Here is a 16,215-nt window from a genome sequence, read left to right as displayed (position 1 = left end):
GATCTCCCCCACCCCCGTTCCTCCGACCAGCAACTCCCAGGCGTTGATCTCCCCCCCGGATCAGTCTGCTGAAGATGCCTGGGCCAAGCTACCTTTAGCCGCTAGTTGCCGCCAGCGTGGCTGCCAACAAGCGCGGCGTCCCTCCTAACCGAGGCGAGATAGCTTTCGCCAACACCCCACATCACTAGCCCACAACAAGCAGAGAAGCCGGCTCGGGCAAGAAGACCCTTACCGGCTGCCCCAAAGGCAACAATATTTGCCACAAGAGCCTACTGGCGTGGCTGCGGACCCGCTGAGCCAGTTTGATCCTCTGCAGGCCAATGCGAACGATAGCCCTGCCCGCCCCAGAGCTGTCCTTGAAGCGGAGGAGTCTGCCAGGGAAGCTGCGAGGGTGGAGCAAACTGGGAAGATGGGACAGAGGGTGCGACCGAAGAATTTGACCAAGGGGGCGCCGCCTGCGGCTGCTGCGCCATTGGCTGCCCCCAAGGAGCAGTCTGCTGAGCGGTTGACGACCAGGGCTGCTCAGCAGAGCCAGGGCGCTGCTGTTGCTGAGCAGAGGCAGCAGCATGGGCAGCACGAGCGCGACGATCATGGCGAATATGTCGCCAGATGTAGAGCGCGACCAGCACCAGTAAGGCCAGAACAATCACACCGTCGAGGCTGTGAAAGATCGGGGCAAGCATATCGAGATGGTTGCCCAGCACGGTGCCAGCATAAGCCAAGGCCAGGCACCACGGCAGCGAACCCAAGAACGTATACAGGCAGAAGCGCCCAAACGGCATCTTTGTAATACCGGCGGGCAACGAAATGTATGTACGAACAACTGGCAGCAGGCGCGAGAAAAAAGTCGTCGCACTTCCCCAGCGTCTAAAGAATTCATCTGCCTTATCGGCATCGTGTTGCGAAATCAACACATAGCGACCGTACTTGAGCATCAAGGGACGTCCGCCAGAGGCCCCGATAGCATAAGCCAGCATAGAGCCGATCAGGCAGCCGAGCGAGCCAGAGAGGGCAACCAGCAGCAGAGCTAACCAGGGATTCAAGCCGGGGAGCAACCTGCCCTGAGCAAGCATCACACCAGCTAGAGGCATCACGATCTCACTGGGCAAGGGAATGCAACAGCTCTCGATAGCCATCGCCACGATGATCCCCACCAGACCCGTCGAAACATAGAGATTGGTGATCAAGCTGGTCAGAGCTTCGATCAAATGATTCAACAAAACACAGCCTCCTTCGTAAGGCAAGCTCCTACACTTTTGCCCAATCCTAACACACCTTCTAGCTAGACGCCAGGGAGGAGGTACCAACGCCTCTTTGGCTCAAGGCCCTGGCCAGCCACAACAGCCTCATTCATCGGCCCCCGTCTCTTACCCAGCCTAGGTTTCGTCGGGGACTGGGAAACGTCGAAGGCGAGAAGAACGGCGAGTGATCGGCTCCTCAGCGAACTGACTTAACTCTGCGCGCAAAGGATCATCCTCATAGAGATAAGGCGGACGACGCACCAGAGGATTTCTCAAGCTTCCCGAGGGAGAGCCACGCAAGAGACGCTGCTCACCCGTAACACGCCCTCGTCTCAGGCTGCTGCCAGACACAGACGAGGATGAAGAAGCAAAGGTATCCCTCTCAGCACGGGTAGTCGCTACTGAGTCCCCATAGTCCTCATCAGCCTCGAAGGAAGAGAGCGGCGGGCGGCGCCCAGCCATTGGGGATGGAGTAGCAGTTGCAGACGAGACCGAGCGCTCTGGCCTTGCGAGTGATTGAGAGCGCTGCGGCTGACGTTGCGAGGCAGATGGAGGCAGGCCAGCCGTGGATGTAGGCAACTGCCCAGACAAGGCGGAAGAACGGCGCGCCGCCAACCTCGGTGGTGGCGGCGGTAGCATAGCTGAGACCTCAACATTCTCCTCGTCAAAGGCCACTTCCTGCTGACGGATGGCCTCCAGGCGTGCAGTGCGCAGGGCCTCAGCGAAGTACTGGCTTTGACGGCGCTGAACACTGGCTTGACTGCGCAGCATGCCTGGATAAGCCGGACCCGCCGACCCGGGGGGAACCCGAGATCCTCCCGGCAGAGGCTGGGAACGCAGGCCCTCGGCACGCGTCTGAGGGTGGAGAGCAGAGGAGTTGCGTCCGGTCGAGCGTGCTCTTGAAGAAGAAGCAGAAGAGGGAGAACGAGCTGGAATCTCTTGTGATAATGAACGGGATAGACGCGATGAGAGCGGAATAGAAGCTGATTTCTGGCTACTCATGCTCGCCTCTTCTGATTCCTCATCATCAAAGGTTATATATCCGCCATTTGAATCGGTCTCGCTCTCTCCTTCAGCAAACTCCCATTCTTCTTCAGCCAGCAGATCATCATCCGCGGCCACATGGGTATAGCGCGACTCACCTCGCCAACCTTCCTCTTGAGGGAGGAGCCTCTGACGAGTGGCACGTGTCGGCGAAGAAGGCAATTGATGCGCTGTTTCGAGAGCCATGCGGGCCTGTAACTCAGCCCGAAAGTATTCATCATGACGACGAGAAAGAAAAGAGAAGAGAGAGAGAGAAATGGGGATACTAAGCAGTAAGGCTGCCAATCCACCTATTAGGCCACCAAGCACCCAGGAATTTAAGGTATTCCCGAACCACAGGACCACGGCAGCACCTGCAACCAGCACGAATGCCACGGCGGCAGCTCTCATAGGAAGTATGTCCTTTCAGCAAGCAGAAGTTCTCCTCAGTACAGGCAAGAGCATGACGAAAAAAGAGCATGACCTGCCCAGTAAGGGCCATGCCTCCCTTCTCAAAAACCCGGCCTGGGTGTGAGCTTATCATCTTTAGTGACAGTATAACAGCGACGGGATTTCTTGGCAAGAAGCGCGCTAGCAGGCGTGTCTTGGAGATGGGAAAGGAAAAGCCAGGCCAGATAAGGCCGCCGTATGCAGTGGGGGAGCGGGAGGCCGCTTCTCCCGGCAGTAGCCAAAAGGACCCTGAGAGAAAAGAAGAGGACGCGGCACGGCAGGATATGCGCGTCCTCAGCTTGGCACACAGCGGAGCACTCTTTGCCTTATTTGAAGGGAGGACCAGCACTAGCGAACAGACTGGACAAGGCCAGAGAGCATGAGCGAGAGCCACAGTGTAACATTAGAGCACAGCGACGAAGCAGGCAGGGCGAGGTCAGTTGTGGCTCAGGCGGCCCGTCCAGGGCCACCATAGTGGCGCACGATCGCAATCACCTTGCCTTGAATCTCCCATTCACGATCCCACTCATCGCGTGGGATATAAATGGGCTCCAGCTCAGCATTGGCCGGCTGCAGACGAACCTGCTCCTTTTCCAAGAAGAAGCGCTTCAGCGTAGCCTTGCCAGGTGTACCCTCTACCAGGTGGACAGCCACCACAATATCACCATTTTCACAGGTACGCTGGCGCTTAATCACCACATAGTCGCCGTCGCAGATATGGTCCTCAATCATCGACTGGCCACGGACAATCAGCGCAAAGCTGCTTTCGGGATCAACACCATGGCCCACCTCGATGGTCTGATCCGGCTCTGAGAAAATCTCAATTGGCTCACCAGCGGCAATCGTACCCTCGACAGGAATTCCCCACGGATGCCTGGTTAGCTTAATACCGCGGCTCTTCTTGGCTTCACGGATAATGTAGCCACGCTTCTCCAGCATGCTCAGATGATAGTCGACATGGCCGGTACTGGCGATCTTCATGGCCTTGCCGATCTCACGATTTGTTGGGGGCATTCCCTCACGGCGAATGTAATTCACAATGAATTCCAACATGCGCCGCTGGAACTCGCCTAGTGGTTCAGGCATAATCCAGGTTCCTGCCTTTCTCAAAAAACCCGTTCTATCCACTCTATCACTGTCAAGAGTAGAACGGCTATTCGAGTCAATGATATCAGACAGGGTAAGACAAGTCAAGCTTTTTCTGGAACGTATTTTCGGAACAGTGTTTCAGGGAGGATCACAAGCGGGCTGGGTCATCTGTAGGGAGAGGAAGACCCTTGGAATAGCTGCTAGTCTTTGCTATACTATCCGACGAGGGGAGGCGATGGCGGGTCGTAGCCAGGTAGCGCCTGCTCCTTTTCTGCCCTAACTGTAGCCAGCGAGATAAGGGCAAGCGATTTGCGCCAGGGCCATAGATAGATGTACAATAAAGGCGTCGGACACTCGCGGAACCGGCCATGAAAGAGGGAGTCAGAGACACATGGTTGAAATGACAGTTGAGAGTGTACGCATAAATCTGGCGACACAGCAACGGGTAGTCATTCTAAAGGCGCTAAGGCAGGAGCGCTATCTCTTCATCTGGATAGCGCATGCGGAAGCCTATGCGATTGCCATCGAACTGCAGGGAGCCAGCTCTCCACGGCCTCTGACCCATGACCTGCTCAAGAATGTGATCACCGAGCTGGGCGCGAAGATTATCAGTGTCGTGATCTCTGACTTGATCGACGATATCTTCTACGCCCGCATCATCCTGGATGCCGACGGCAGGCATGTGGAGATCGACGCTCGCCCAAGTGACGCGATCGCGCTGGCTATTCGTGCCAAGGCTCCGATCTACGTTGAGGAGAGTGTGCTGGAGCGCGCCGGTGTCACGCCTGAGACCAGCGAGGAGCAGAGCTTGCCCAAGACCCCTCCGAAGAAGGAGCCAGAGCCGGATAACCTGGAGGCCTATCGTGACTTTATTAATAGCCTCGATGTGCTGGACGAGTTCGGTAAGGACTGATCTCGCCTGCCGTCCCGCCACAGCCTCTTCCGGCTCACCCCGTCGCAGTGGGTCTTGTCCGCCGCTCGCCTGATGCCTTAGCGGCGGCGCGATGCGGTAAAGGGTTGATCTCTGTTCCACTTTCCTCCCTGACAACCGAGCGCTGTACACACCGCTCTGCCAGGAGCGTACGCCCTCGCTCTTGCGGTCTGGCTTGTCTTCTTAGATTACGGAGTGGGAGCATCGCTCCCTCTCATTCCTGAGAGGGGGACTACGACGGTCGCTCACCGATCCTGTGCTGTCCTATTCAATATTTAGAAGCACTCTGTTACAGAAGAAAGAAGAGGCGCAGCTTCAGCCAGCGCTTTGAAGAGAGGCTTTTACTCTCTTCTAGTGACATCTGAGATCTGACGTCTTATGCTGGCCGCTCTTCTGATGCGCCTGCAGCGGGAACAGCGAACGGCAACGCAGTCAGGCCCCGATGCCTGGTCTGACCAGCTTGGAGAGCAACAGTCTCCAGATAGCTGGTCCAGTCTGGTCAATGCTCCTATCGACCCCCTGACACCTGGGGTTCGCCTCCGCAGGCACGTTCATGCTGATAGCAGTTGCCTCTGTCAGCGTAGACAGACTGCCTTTGTTCCTCGAGCCTATATACGGGCTACACTTTTGAGCCAGCTTATCGCCAGCAGAGCAGTGCAGACGGTGTCTGAGAGCATTCATTGCTTGCTCTTAGACCGTCTCCCGTGTCCAGCCGTGGGCCTGATGCCCGAGGCCCTTACCCCCTGTTGCCAGGTATGGTACAATGGGGCCGTTCCTAGCCGAGAAAGAGGAGAGCCTATCGTCGCCTATGATTCAGTCCGACATGCCTACGCAGGAGGAGCAGAAACAAGCAAAAGCGACAACTGCTCCACGGCTGCGCTTCGCACCAAGTCCAACCGGCTTTCAACATATTGGCGGCTATCGGACCGCCCTCTTTAGCTGGTTATTTGCGCGCCATAGTGGTGGCACCTTTATTCTGCGCATCGAAGATACCGATCTGAACCGCACGGTCGAGGGTGCGGTAAGCTATTTGATTGAGGGTCTGAAGTGGTTGGGATTAGATTATGATGAGGGCCCTATTGTAGGCGGCCCCTATGGTCCCTACTATCAGACTCAGCGCAAGGCCCTCTATCAGCAGTACGCCCACCAACTGATTGCCAGCGGTCACGCTTACCGCTGCTATTGTACTCCCGAGCGTCTGGAGCAGATGCGCAAGGAGCAGGAGGCTCAGAAGCTCCCTCCACGCTATGATCGTCGCTGCCGCTTCCTCAGTGCCGAAGAGCGTGCAGCCTATGAGGCTGGTGGTCACAGCTGGACAGTACGCTTTGCAATGCCCCTGGAAGGTGAAACCGTCGTTCATGATGAGCTGCACGGTGATATCGTCTTCAAGAACGCCGACCTCGATGATGCTGTGATTCTGAAATCGGATGGCTATCCAACCTACCATCTGGCCAATGTCATTGATGACCATCTGATGGGAATCACCCATGTGCTGCGCGGTGAGGAGTGGATCGCAAGCGCCCCGCGTCACGTGCAGATCTACCAGGCCCTGGGTTGGAAGCCACCGCTCTTCTATCATCTTCCCAATGTGTTGGGCAAAGACAAAAAGAAGCTCAGCAAACGCCATAATGCCCCCTCCTGGGACACGCTGCAAAAACAGGGATATTTGCCCGAAGCGGTTTTTAATTTCTTGGCCCTGCTTGGCTGGGCTTATGATGACAAAACTGAGATTTTCACCCGCGAGGAGCTGATTCGTGTCTTTACGCTCGACCGCATCGGCGTCTCTGGCGGTATCCTTGATCCCGATAAATTGACTTGGATGAACGGGGTCTACATCCGTCAACTGCCACTAGAGGAGCTGACGCGGCGTACTTTGCCCTATCTGGAGCGCCCGGCAGCCGAGGGCGGCTTGCCCGATAGCGTCCCGCGCCCGCTTGATTTCGCTTATACGCAGCGCGTGCTCCAGTTGGAGCAGGAGCGGCTAAAGACGCTGGGAGAGGCCGCCCAGCTAGTTGACTTTTTCTACGTGAATGACCTGCATTACGACACAGCGCTCCTCATTCAAAAGCAGATGGATGCTACTAGCACGCGTGCGGCGCTCGAACGCACCCGCGAGGTGCTGGCCGCGCTTGACCGCTGGGAACACGCTACATTAGAGGAACCGCTGCGAGCCTTGGCTACTACGCTTGGCCTGAAAACTGGCCAGCTCTTTGGCGCGATCCGGGTAGCTGTCAGTGGCCGTACGGTTTCGCCTCCGCTCTTCCAGATGATGGAAGTGCTAGGGCGCCAGCGCACCTTGCAACGTCTTGACGAGGCGATCGCGCGTCTATCCTGAATCGGTCGCCGCTCTCTTGGCTTTGGGGGGGTTGGCATATCTCCAGTTGTCTCTGCCCAGCGGATAGGTCGCTTGCAGCGCACACGCGCGATCCCCATTTCTGAACCAAGGAGGTCAGTCTCTTGATCAATCGCGATTATATTCTGAGGCTGATCGAGCAGTTGAGCCGGGCTGTAGCGCGTGTGCTCTTTCTACGCCAGAACAATCAGTATGAGGAGGCACTTATTCTCACCGACGAGTTGCTGCGGCAGAGCCTGGGCTTAAGTTCCGACTTCCTGATGGCAGTTCCAGAGGAGATGCTGCTGGCCCTGGTAAAGCGTATTGATCTGCTTGATGTAGAGAAATGTCTCTGGGTTGCTTTGCTTCTGAAGCTGGAGGGCGATACCTACCAGGATCTGCAGCGCTATCAGGATAGCTTCCCTCGCTATCAGCGTTCACTCCGCCTTTTCCTGGAGGCGGTTCTGCTTGAGGAGCAGCCACGTCAGTCGGATTTCTTTGCGGAGATTGAAGAGCTACTGGTCTTACTGAGCCGCTATGAGTTACCGGCCGCTCTGCAGACACGCATCATGCTCTACTATGAGAAAACGGGACGCTACGCAAAGGCAGAGGATACTCTCTTCTCAGCTCTAGAGGCCCCCGACGCCAGCGACGAGGTCTTTGAAGAGGGTTTGGCCTTCTACGCACGTCTGCGAAGGAAAAGCAGGGCTGAGCTGCAGGCGGGAAATTTCTCGCCCGAGGAGATCGAGGAGGGTCTGGTAGATTTGCAACGCTTACAGAGACGCCGCCGCTCCTTGCCCTCATCTGAGTAGGCAGAGCAGACAGGGAACGGCTCTTTGTTGTTCCTATCCGCTTGGATCAGCCTCCACCAGGCTGCCCGCGAGGTGAGACGATGCCGTTAGCCACTACATCGACAAAAGAACAGACCTCGCCCCCTTACCCGCGTTCAACGGTGGGCACAACTTGGCGCTGGCTTTGGCCCGACTTGCTGATTCGTATTGTACCACTGAGTGGGATACCGTTGCTCTGGCTCACCTTCACTCATTGGCCACCAGCAGTATTCGGACTGTTTTTGCCGCCTGCCCCCCTGACCCAGTTGCTTCTAGGGCTAGCTCTAGGGGGGATAATGGCTCTTCTGGCGATGCTCTACCGTGGCTTGATTGTCGGACCGCATTTTCAGCGCCCTACAGGTAGCGATCATCTGCTCCAGGCCGCCTACTACCTCTTCATTAATGCACCAGCCGAAGAACTTTTCTTTCGAGGATTTTTACTGCGTCTGCTGTGGCAATGGACCGGCTGGGTTGGCTGGGCCTGGCTGATTAGCACGCTTGTATACACGCTCTATCATCGCCTGGGTGGCTGGAACTGGCGTAGCGTGGCCGGTGTAGGCCTGGCCGGGATAGTCTTCAGTACTCTTTACGTGCTGCAACCCGCCCCCCCGTCGTTGCTGAGTGTGATCCTGGTGCACGGCTTGACCACCTGCGGCTTTCTGAGCTGGGGCGACGAGTTTCTGTATCAGCGCTGGCGCCGAAGCCAGAGTCAGCCTCATTCCAGGCTCAAGCAGCCTGGTGAGGCCCCAGTCAGTCAGGAGAGCCACTTTTGATCTCTTCCTTAGAGTCCCTAGGAGGAGGCCGCGCGTGCAACGCTGCTCGACTTTCATATTGGCCAGTCCTCTCAGTCTCTCCAAATGCCCCCCCGATTGGGCCGCCCTCAGGCTGGTGGCTTCCCTTGCAGGGAGCAAGTATGATATCCTTGCCTTGACTCGCCAATCAAGCTAGTCTCTACCCTATCGCTTTGGAGGTTCATTCGTTGAGAGTCGTTGTCACTGGTGGAGCAGGCTTCATCGGCTCCCATCTGTGTAAACGTCTGCTAGAGACAGGCCATCATGTCCTTTGCGTGGATAACCTGATCACTGGATCAGAAAGAAATATAGCAGAACTGCGTCATCACCCTCATTTCACTTTTCTCTATCATGATGTCACCCAGCCATTCGCGTTTGAGGCGGAGGCAATTTTTCATTTGGCCAGCCCGGCCAGTCCCGTGGGCTATATGGAACATCCTATTGAGACGATCCTGGTCAATAGCCAGGGCACCTATCTGCTGCTGGAAGAAGCCCGCCGCCAGCAGGCACGCTTTCTGCTGGCCTCAACTTCGGAGGTCTACGGCGATCCTCTGGAGCACCCTCAGCGTGAAGACTATTGGGGCCATGTAAATCCGATCGGTCCCCGAGCCTGCTATGATGAAAGCAAACGGCTGGGTGAGACGTTGACTATGGAATTCTACCGACAATATCACGTAGATGTACGCATTGTGCGCATTTTTAACACCTACGGTCCCAACAGTCAGCCGAACGACGGGCGCATGATCCCCAATTTCATCACTCAGGCTCTCAGGAATGAGCCGCTGACTATCTACGGAGATGGGAGCAAGACCCGCAGCATTTGCTATGTCAGCGATCTGGTTGAGGGGCTGATGCTGGCTATGTTTCAGCCGCAGACCACCGGCGAAGTCTTTAACCTGGGCAATCCAGAAGAACACACGGTTCTGGAGTTCGCTCAGACGATTATTCGGCTCTGTCATTCCTCATCACCTATCGTCTTTGAACCAGCTCGCGTTGATGACCCCGAACGACGGCGCCCCGATATCTCAAAGGCCTGCCGCCTCCTGGGCTGGCGCATTACCGTCCCAATGGAGGAGGGTTTGCGACGCACGATAGAATGGTTTAGTAAGGAGCAAAGCTCCCTCTCAACCATTTCCTAAATGGGAAAGCTGGCCCTGGCAGCAGCATAAGAGGGAGCAGCTATCTCAACTGGGTTGAGCTTGATATATTGGGCATATTATGAGAAGCTTTAGCACCTCGACGGGGGAAGCCGGCGCCGAAGCTTCCCACCTTTCCAGATTCGGAATGACGTTGCGTTCCTATCTGACGGCCGCTAACCTGGTTGGCGTCATAGGGGCGGCTCTGACTCTCGGCTGCTTATTGACGCTCCCGGCGCCCTGGAATCTCCGTCTTCCCCTCTACCTGATCCTCAGCGTCTGGATTCTGCTGCGTCCCCAGGTCGCGCTCTACCTTCTCCCACTGAGCGTTCCCTGGGGCGCGCTTGACTATATCGGCCTTGGGTCGCTGCGCTTTAATAGCACCGATATCCTTGTCTTTCTGCTTGCTGTAGCCTGGCTAGCAGGCCACGTGCTACGCAGCGGCGATCGGACGACCGGGCCTCGTGGCTATGAGCGGCAGGCCGTTCCCCCCCTCTTGCTGGTGGGGTTGGCGGCTTTCTTAGTGAGCATGCTTGTCTCTCTGACGGTAGCCATCAGCATCAAATCCAGCTTGAAAGAGATTTTTAAATGGTTCGAGGTCCTGATTATTATTGTGGCAGGCAGCAGCTACATTCGCACGCGGCGCCAGGGCTGGACCATTGTAATCCTTAGTCTGGTAGCGGCGCTTTCCCAGGCAGCACTTGGCTACTACCAGGAGCTGTTTAATATCGGCCCAACGAGTTTTGTGCGCGGCGAAAGTCTGCGCGTCTATGGCACCTTCAATCAGCCCAATCCCTACGCTGGCTACATCAACCTCTCGCTGACGGTCGCTCTAGCCCTGGCGGTCGCCAGCGGACGCAAGCAGACCCGCTGGCTGGCCGCCGGAACAAGCGTGCTGCTGATATTAGCAGAGTTCTTTAGCCAGTCGCGCGGCGGCTGGTTGGCCCTGATCACGGCTACTCTCTTTATTTTGCTGGTCGGTCTACCAGGTTTGCGCCCCTTGTGGCGCCTGCTCATTACTGGTTTCTGGGTTATCCTCGAGGGCCTCTTAATCGGCATTATTCCGCAGCGCATCTTTAATCCATTATTGAACTTTATTGGCGTTAACCAAATCTCTTTTACGCATCCAAGCGCACAGCAATACGCCACGGCAGAGCGCCTAGCCCACTGGCTGGCAGGTATCCATATGTTTCTTGATCACCCGTGGCTAGGGGTAGGCATTGGGAATTATGGCGATGCTTATCCTCAGTACGCGATTGGCATCTTTGTGATCCCCCTGGGACATGCTCATAACTACTTCATCAACGTCGCGGCGGAGATGGGTCTTTTGGGTTTGATCACCTACACCTTCTTTGTCCTCGTTATCGCCGTTCTTAGCGCACACGCCTACCATCGCCTGCGCCAGGCCTATCGAGGCCTGATGCAAGGGCTGACACCCAGTGGCAGCTCGCTCGCTTCGTCCATCCGCAGGAATACTCGACTGGCGCAGCTTGGTGACGACCAGGCCCTGGCTTTGGGAATCGTGGCCGCCCTGCTCACGGTTCTCGTACACAACATGGTCGATAATCTCTACGTGCAGGGAATGGCTAATCTTATGGCGCTTCTGCTGATCGTCCTCCTGCGTTTGGAGCGCCTCGCTCTGGCAAAGCAGGCGCATCAGGAGGCGAGGGAGGTTTACGTCCGCCAGGCCTCCGGAGCTGGCGAACGCATACCGGCCAGGCACACGTGACCTGGCTGGCCGGCTTTGCGTTTAGCAGAAAAGGGAACGTCTAGTCAGAGGAGGGACCCAGCGCTTAAGGAAAGCAGAACCAAGGCCAAATTATGAGCCGACCTGTGTGGCTGAGTCGGGTCTGACTGCTGCGGATCGAACTCATCTCGGCCTTCACAGATGAGAGCAGCGCACTGATGCGATTGATCACTGTAGAGGCCGGTTTCCTTCTAATCTAAAGAACCGGCCTGGCTTCCGTTGCGCGATCAGCTTTCAGACCCCTCTGTAACCATCCCTAGTGGAGGAGACTCCTCAGCTCGCTAGCAAGCAGCGTCTTGCCTAGCTGTTAGGTCAGCCCTGCAGCCACCGGCGGCTACTGATCAGCACATACGAGGAGAGGGATCTCCAAAGGAGTTAGCACTGATGAGTCAGTGGTTTCAGCATGGCAAGGATGACGCCGCAAGAGATATATCAGGCCGCCCATTGGAACAGGCGGCGCTCTATCAGGAAGGGGCAGTCAGCCAGGCCCCTCTGACGGTCAACGGACAAGATGAGCAGCCCATCACGCCAGAGCAGCTTTCGCTTGGAAGACGCCTGCTGAATTGGCGCACTATCGTGCCCCTGGTTATCGTTTTGCTGGCCCTGCTGATCTTTCTAAAACAAGAAAAGATCGATGTTCAGCAGACATGGCTGGCAATTCGCGCGGCGAATCCTCTCTTTTTTGCCATAGCCTTTGTCATCTACTATCTCTCTTTTCCCCTGCGGGCCTGGCGTTGGCGCATTCTATTGCAAAATGCCAGTCTGGAGACCAAACAGAAAAGACGCCTGCCTCCTTTCTGGAGGCTCGTGGAGATCATCTATATCTCCTGGTTCGCTAATGTCCTGGTGCCAGCCAAACTAGGCGATCTCTATCGAGCTTATCTCTTGCGACAGGAGAATGGCTCTTCAGCAACACGTACCTTTGGTACCGTCCTCGCGGAGCGCCTGCTGGACCTGAGCATCCTGCTCTGCCTCTGCATCCCGGCACTGATGATCAGTCTTCATGAGCGTATGCCCTGGCAGGTACGCTTTGGTCTGATTGTCACCTTAGTGGCTGTGCTCTGCGGCATCGCCGCCCTGGGCCTGCTGCGACTGCTGCACGAGCCTATTGGTAAGCGTATTCCATCACGCTTGCGCGGCTACTATGAGCATCTCCAGGGAGGAATTCTCGGTTCTTTCCGCCATTTGCCAACCTTGGGCCTGCTTACGTTGGCCATCTGGAGCTGCGAGGCCCTGCGCTTCTTCTTCGTCGTTCTGGCGTTGCAGCTACTTCAGGGCCCTTTGCTGCATCTGCTGGCAGTGGCCATGCTGATCGCTCTGGTGGAGGCTCTGCTGACTGTCATTCCTTTCACTGGGGGCGGCGTGGGCCTGGTTGAGGGCGGTATGATCGCGATGATCGCTCTCTTTCGCCCCAATGCTACTAGCCTGGCCCTGGCGGCTATTGTCTTGGACCGCACCATCAGCTTGCTGAGCATTCTGGTGATTGGCTTTATCGTCTTCTTCATTGCCTTCGGGAGACAAACAGCAAAGCAGTCCCTAGATGCTTGACAGAGCGATCTCACCAGTCTTATAATCTCCCCGTAGGCCCGCGGGATGGCTTGAACGGACACCAAGACTGCAAGGGCTCCACTCTGACCAAAGCGCTCTCATACAGCCAGGCAGAGGAGCCCTCACCCCCACGATCCGTTTGGGGATGCGTCTAGGCTCATGCCCTGACGCAATGGCAAACACCATCTCCGAAACCAGGCCGAGAGGGGGGGGAGTCCTGCTGTCGGAAGTCAAGGTTAGCGAAAATGAGCCGTTTGAGGCTGCGCTGAAACGCTTCAACCGCAAGATTCAGCAAGACGGCATTCTCGCTGAGGCGAGACGCCGCGAGCACTACGAGAAACCGAGCGTGCGGCGCAAAAAGAAGGAAGCCGCCAAACGCCGCAAGACGGCCCGGAAAAATAAGTAGCTCGTGACCCCTGTCGGATCACGCTTGAGCGCTTGATACCCTGCAAGGCAATACGCGAATTGTAAGCAATGGCAGGCAAGGTTCACGCTTGAGCGCTTATAAGGCAAAAGCAGAACAAAAACGCAAGTGAAAGGCAGATGCTTTTCCGACAGGGGTTTCTTTTTGGCCACCTACCGCTGGTAACTCGACGCTGTGATTCGTGTAGTTGGGCTTTATTTCTTCTTGTTCCATTTATTGGCGCATTTCTTGCTGCTTGCTCCCTCTATCAGACCCGCACCGGCTGACCGGGATTAACCACTCAGGGGGCAAGTCAGTAAGTCAGTATATCAGCCTTATACCCGTGAAGAGACGTGCTATCGCCAGACTTGACAAAGTTCCTGCATTTATGAGGGGCCTTATGGATGCACAACTGTCACAGGTTGTTGACCTGTATGTCACGCTGGAAGATGCGACCCTGAAGCGCTCATTCGATGAGGCACTGGCTTCGGTCGATCTGGACGCCTTCGCACGCCGCGCCCTGCAGGAGGCTGGAGTGCATCAACCGGTAATGTTCACGCTGATGGTAACCGACGACGCCACGATCCAGGAGATGAACAACCAGTATCGGCAGCAGAATAAGCCAACCGATGTGCTCTCTTTCCCACTCCTTGATCATCCACTGGTCGAGGCCCCTGCTGAGCTGCTCTGGCAGCCTCCTGAGCAGTCTACTACTGCCTCATCTGAGGTTGCTGCTACTACTCCTTCCCCCCCATTTGTCACCCCTCCAGGTCAGCCGACAAATCTGGGTGACATTGCTATTTCCTGGCCGACCGTGCTGCGTCAAGCCGCTACTGCCGGTCATAGCCCCCGGCAGGAGTTTCTTTATCTGTTGGCTCACGGTATCCTCCATCTGGTTGGCTACGATGATCAGACGCAGGCCGGCTATGAAACAATGGTCCGTAAACAGGAGACCATCCTTGCCGCGAGCGGAGAACGAAGCGGCGGCCTATGAATGGGTAGTATATGAGTGAGTTGAGCGATCCCAGACGCAAACCACGCAGCGCCTGGGGCCGTTTCCTGGCCGGTTTCGTTTATGCTTTCAGAGGCCTTTGGTATGCCCTGCGGACTCAACGTAATATTCGTGTCCATACAGGGGTCGCTCTTCTAGTGATTGCCGCCGCTCTGCTTTTCCGCCTCTCGGTGATCGAAGTCGCTCTGGTGGCAGTGGCTATTGGCGGCGTGCTTGCCAGCGAGCTGTTCAACACGAGTATTGAGTTATGTCTGGATCTCTCGCATCCCGAGTACCATCCTCTGGTCAGAACCGCCAAGGATGTCGCAGCCGGGGCTGTTCTGCTGAGCGCTTTGCTCGCTGTAGTGATTGGCATCTGCGTCTTCGGGCCTCATCTTTGGGCCTGGTGGCTGGCCATCCGGCGCTAGGCCAGGGCCAAAGCCAGGACCTTTACCGGCCTTCCTTTCTTCCGTACAGCCCGCTCGCAGCAATCACTCTCAGCCAAGCTGCGCGTCGTACCCAGATCACAAACCGCTTCCTAGCTTCTTTCTGGCTCTCTTTCCCTTGTAGGCGATGACCAGGGCACTAGACCGGGATACTTGACAGATCGCAAGAGTGATTGCTATCATCAAAGATGAAGGCGTAGACTACTACCTATGCCCGCAGCTAATGGTCTGCGTCTCTGCTGCGCCCGTAGTTCAGTTGGATAGAACAGCGACCTTCTAAGTCGCCTGTCGCAGGTTCGAGTCCTGCCGGGCGCGCCTCGCTTGTCACATAAAAGGAGAGGGAACAGATCTCGGCTGGCCCTACAAGTCAGCCGATCTTCTCCTCTCCTTTTTTCCTTGCCGGAGGAGTTCCCCCTGCCTCTGATCGAGGACGGGCCGTCAGGAAATTTTTTTACAGTTTCTTGATAGTTCTCTGAGCATCAGCCCCTATAGTTAGCGAGGGGAAACTAGGACACTCCTCCACCGACCTGGGAGACTCTTGATCCGGCCCCAGGTAGAATGACAGGCCGAGGCAAAGCTCTCTCTATGTCTCGCTTCGCCTCTTGACCGGGGCCGGTGCTATCCCATTCCCGCGAAGGGAGACCATCTGTGCATTGCGAACCATGCTCCAGATACCCTGCGCCCGGATGGCCGTGCCTTGGTCTGCTCGCCGGGCTGATCGCTGCCATCGTCTTTGCCATGACCGGCTGCAGCACTGGCAATTCTTCCACCGCGATGAGCAGCTCACCAGCACCAACGCCCCGCCAGGTGCTTATTCTACCTAACGTCGGAACTCAGGACCTTAACTATCTTGATCCCGCTCAGGAGCCGGACGCTAACGATCCAGCTCAGGGACCTGATCCTAATTCAGCGCTTGCGCTGAGCATGCTCTACAGTGGCCTGGTACGGACTGACAAGGATTTGCATGTGATCCCCGATCAGGCTAGCTGGGAAATTTCTCCTGATGGACGGGTCTATACTTTTCATCTTAAACCCAATATCGCTTTCTCGGATGGCACCCCCGTCACAGCAGCTACTTATGTCTATTCGCTGACACGCGCCTTACTGCCTGAAGTAAAGTCCCCTCTGGCAGCCATCCTTGAGAAACCTATCGTGGGAGCCGGCGCAGTGAGCAGCGGCAAGAGCCGCGTCCTGAGCGGCGTGCAGGCGATCGATCGCTATACCTTGCGCATCACGCTGACACGTCCTACTCCCTAT

At 56.4% G+C, this 16,215-nt stretch carries 14 protein-coding genes and 1 tRNA gene; 12 read left to right on the top strand and 3 right to left on the bottom strand.

The features are described 5' to 3' along the window. Positions 1-269 precede the first annotated feature (269 nt). The 3 genes from IRZ24_RS07400 to lexA form a co-directional block, all read right to left on the bottom strand. Positions 270-1,220, bottom strand: coding sequence for a DedA family protein (locus IRZ24_RS07400; protein WP_297161889.1), 951 nt, complete (start codon positions 1,218-1,220; stop codon positions 270-272). Between the two features lie 156 nt (positions 1,221-1,376). Beyond that, a complete protein-coding gene (locus IRZ24_RS07395) occupies positions 1,377-2,675 on the bottom strand; it encodes a hypothetical protein (RefSeq protein WP_297161886.1) in 1,299 nt (432 codons plus the stop codon). Positions 2,676-3,161: 486 nt separating this feature from the next. Beyond that, a complete protein-coding gene (gene lexA, locus IRZ24_RS07390) occupies positions 3,162-3,800 on the bottom strand; it encodes a transcriptional repressor LexA (protein ID WP_297161883.1) in 639 nt (212 codons plus the stop codon). 394 nt (positions 3,801-4,194) lie between these two features. On the opposite strand from lexA, the gene IRZ24_RS07385 reads away from it, so the two are divergent. The 12 genes from IRZ24_RS07385 to IRZ24_RS07330 all read left to right on the top strand — a co-directional run. Continuing rightward, complete coding sequence (locus IRZ24_RS07385; RefSeq protein WP_297161880.1) at positions 4,195-4,716, top strand: bifunctional nuclease family protein; 522 nt, start codon at positions 4,195-4,197, stop codon at positions 4,714-4,716. An 841-nt stretch (positions 4,717-5,557) separates the two neighbouring features. Further along, the gene (gene gltX, locus IRZ24_RS07380; RefSeq protein WP_366914254.1) at positions 5,558-7,069 is read left to right on the top strand and encodes a glutamate--tRNA ligase; all 1,512 of its coding nucleotides are present in this window, start codon (positions 5,558-5,560) and stop codon (positions 7,067-7,069) included. Positions 7,070-7,191: 122 nt separating this feature from the next. After that, positions 7,192-7,878: a DUF6483 family protein gene (locus IRZ24_RS07375; RefSeq protein ID WP_297161873.1), complete on the top strand. Its 687-nt coding sequence runs from the start codon at positions 7,192-7,194 to the stop codon at positions 7,876-7,878. Between the two features lie 80 nt (positions 7,879-7,958). Continuing rightward, positions 7,959-8,669: a CPBP family intramembrane glutamic endopeptidase gene (locus tag IRZ24_RS07370; protein WP_297161870.1), complete on the top strand. Its 711-nt coding sequence runs from the start codon at positions 7,959-7,961 to the stop codon at positions 8,667-8,669. A gap of 206 nt (positions 8,670-8,875) precedes the next feature. Further along, positions 8,876-9,826 carry a UDP-glucuronic acid decarboxylase family protein gene (locus tag IRZ24_RS07365; protein ID WP_297161867.1) on the top strand — a complete coding sequence of 317 codons (951 nt, stop codon included), beginning with the start codon at positions 8,876-8,878 and terminating at the stop codon, positions 9,824-9,826. Positions 9,827-9,971: 145 nt separating this feature from the next. After that, positions 9,972-11,552 (top strand): O-antigen ligase family protein, encoded by a 1,581-nt coding sequence (locus IRZ24_RS07360; protein WP_297161865.1) that lies wholly within the window; start codon positions 9,972-9,974, stop codon positions 11,550-11,552. 402 nt (positions 11,553-11,954) lie between these two features. Then, complete coding sequence (locus IRZ24_RS07355; protein ID WP_297161861.1) at positions 11,955-13,118, top strand: lysylphosphatidylglycerol synthase transmembrane domain-containing protein; 1,164 nt, start codon at positions 11,955-11,957, stop codon at positions 13,116-13,118. A gap of 220 nt (positions 13,119-13,338) precedes the next feature. Then, complete coding sequence (gene rpsU, locus IRZ24_RS07350; protein ID WP_081839175.1) at positions 13,339-13,524, top strand: 30S ribosomal protein S21; 186 nt, start codon at positions 13,339-13,341, stop codon at positions 13,522-13,524. Between the two features lie 397 nt (positions 13,525-13,921). Continuing rightward, a complete protein-coding gene (ybeY, locus tag IRZ24_RS07345; RefSeq protein ID WP_297161857.1) occupies positions 13,922-14,515 on the top strand; it encodes an rRNA maturation RNase YbeY in 594 nt (197 codons plus the stop codon). 11 nt (positions 14,516-14,526) lie between these two features. Continuing rightward, positions 14,527-14,940: a diacylglycerol kinase family protein gene (locus IRZ24_RS07340; RefSeq protein ID WP_297161855.1), complete on the top strand. Its 414-nt coding sequence runs from the start codon at positions 14,527-14,529 to the stop codon at positions 14,938-14,940. Between the two features lie 259 nt (positions 14,941-15,199). Then, positions 15,200-15,273: transfer RNA gene (locus IRZ24_RS07335), tRNA-Arg, on the top strand. Between the two features lie 333 nt (positions 15,274-15,606). Further along, on the top strand, positions 15,607-16,215 hold a 609-nt coding region (locus IRZ24_RS07330; RefSeq protein WP_297161853.1), incomplete at its 3' end, for an ABC transporter substrate-binding protein.

The organism is Thermogemmatispora sp., from assembly GCF_019683755.1.
Lineage (GTDB): Bacteria > Chloroflexota > Ktedonobacteria > Ktedonobacterales > Ktedonobacteraceae > Thermogemmatispora.
Note: the sequence above shows the minus strand (reverse complement) of the source record. Positions and strands in the feature narration are given on the sequence as shown.

Bases quoted from the DNA above. Each gene is read 5' to 3' on its own strand.
- IRZ24_RS07395 (WP_297161886.1), bottom strand. From the start codon at position 2,675: ATGAGAGCTGCCGCCGTGGCATTCGTGCTGGTTGCAGGTGCTGCCGTG.
- IRZ24_RS07340 (WP_297161855.1), top strand. From the start codon at position 14,527: ATGAGTGAGTTGAGCGATCCCAGACGCAAACCACGCAGCGCCTGGGGC.
- IRZ24_RS07360 (WP_297161865.1), top strand. From the start codon at position 9,972: ATGACGTTGCGTTCCTATCTGACGGCCGCTAACCTGGTTGGCGTCATA.
- ybeY (WP_297161857.1), top strand. From the start codon at position 13,922: ATGGATGCACAACTGTCACAGGTTGTTGACCTGTATGTCACGCTGGAA.
- IRZ24_RS07385 (WP_297161880.1), top strand. From the start codon at position 4,195: ATGGTTGAAATGACAGTTGAGAGTGTACGCATAAATCTGGCGACACAG.
- lexA (WP_297161883.1), bottom strand. From the start codon at position 3,800: ATGCCTGAACCACTAGGCGAGTTCCAGCGGCGCATGTTGGAATTCATT.
- IRZ24_RS07355 (WP_297161861.1), top strand. From the start codon at position 11,955: ATGAGTCAGTGGTTTCAGCATGGCAAGGATGACGCCGCAAGAGATATA.
- gltX (WP_366914254.1), top strand. From the start codon at position 5,558: ATGCCTACGCAGGAGGAGCAGAAACAAGCAAAAGCGACAACTGCTCCA.
- IRZ24_RS07370 (WP_297161870.1), top strand. From the start codon at position 7,959: ATGCCGTTAGCCACTACATCGACAAAAGAACAGACCTCGCCCCCTTAC.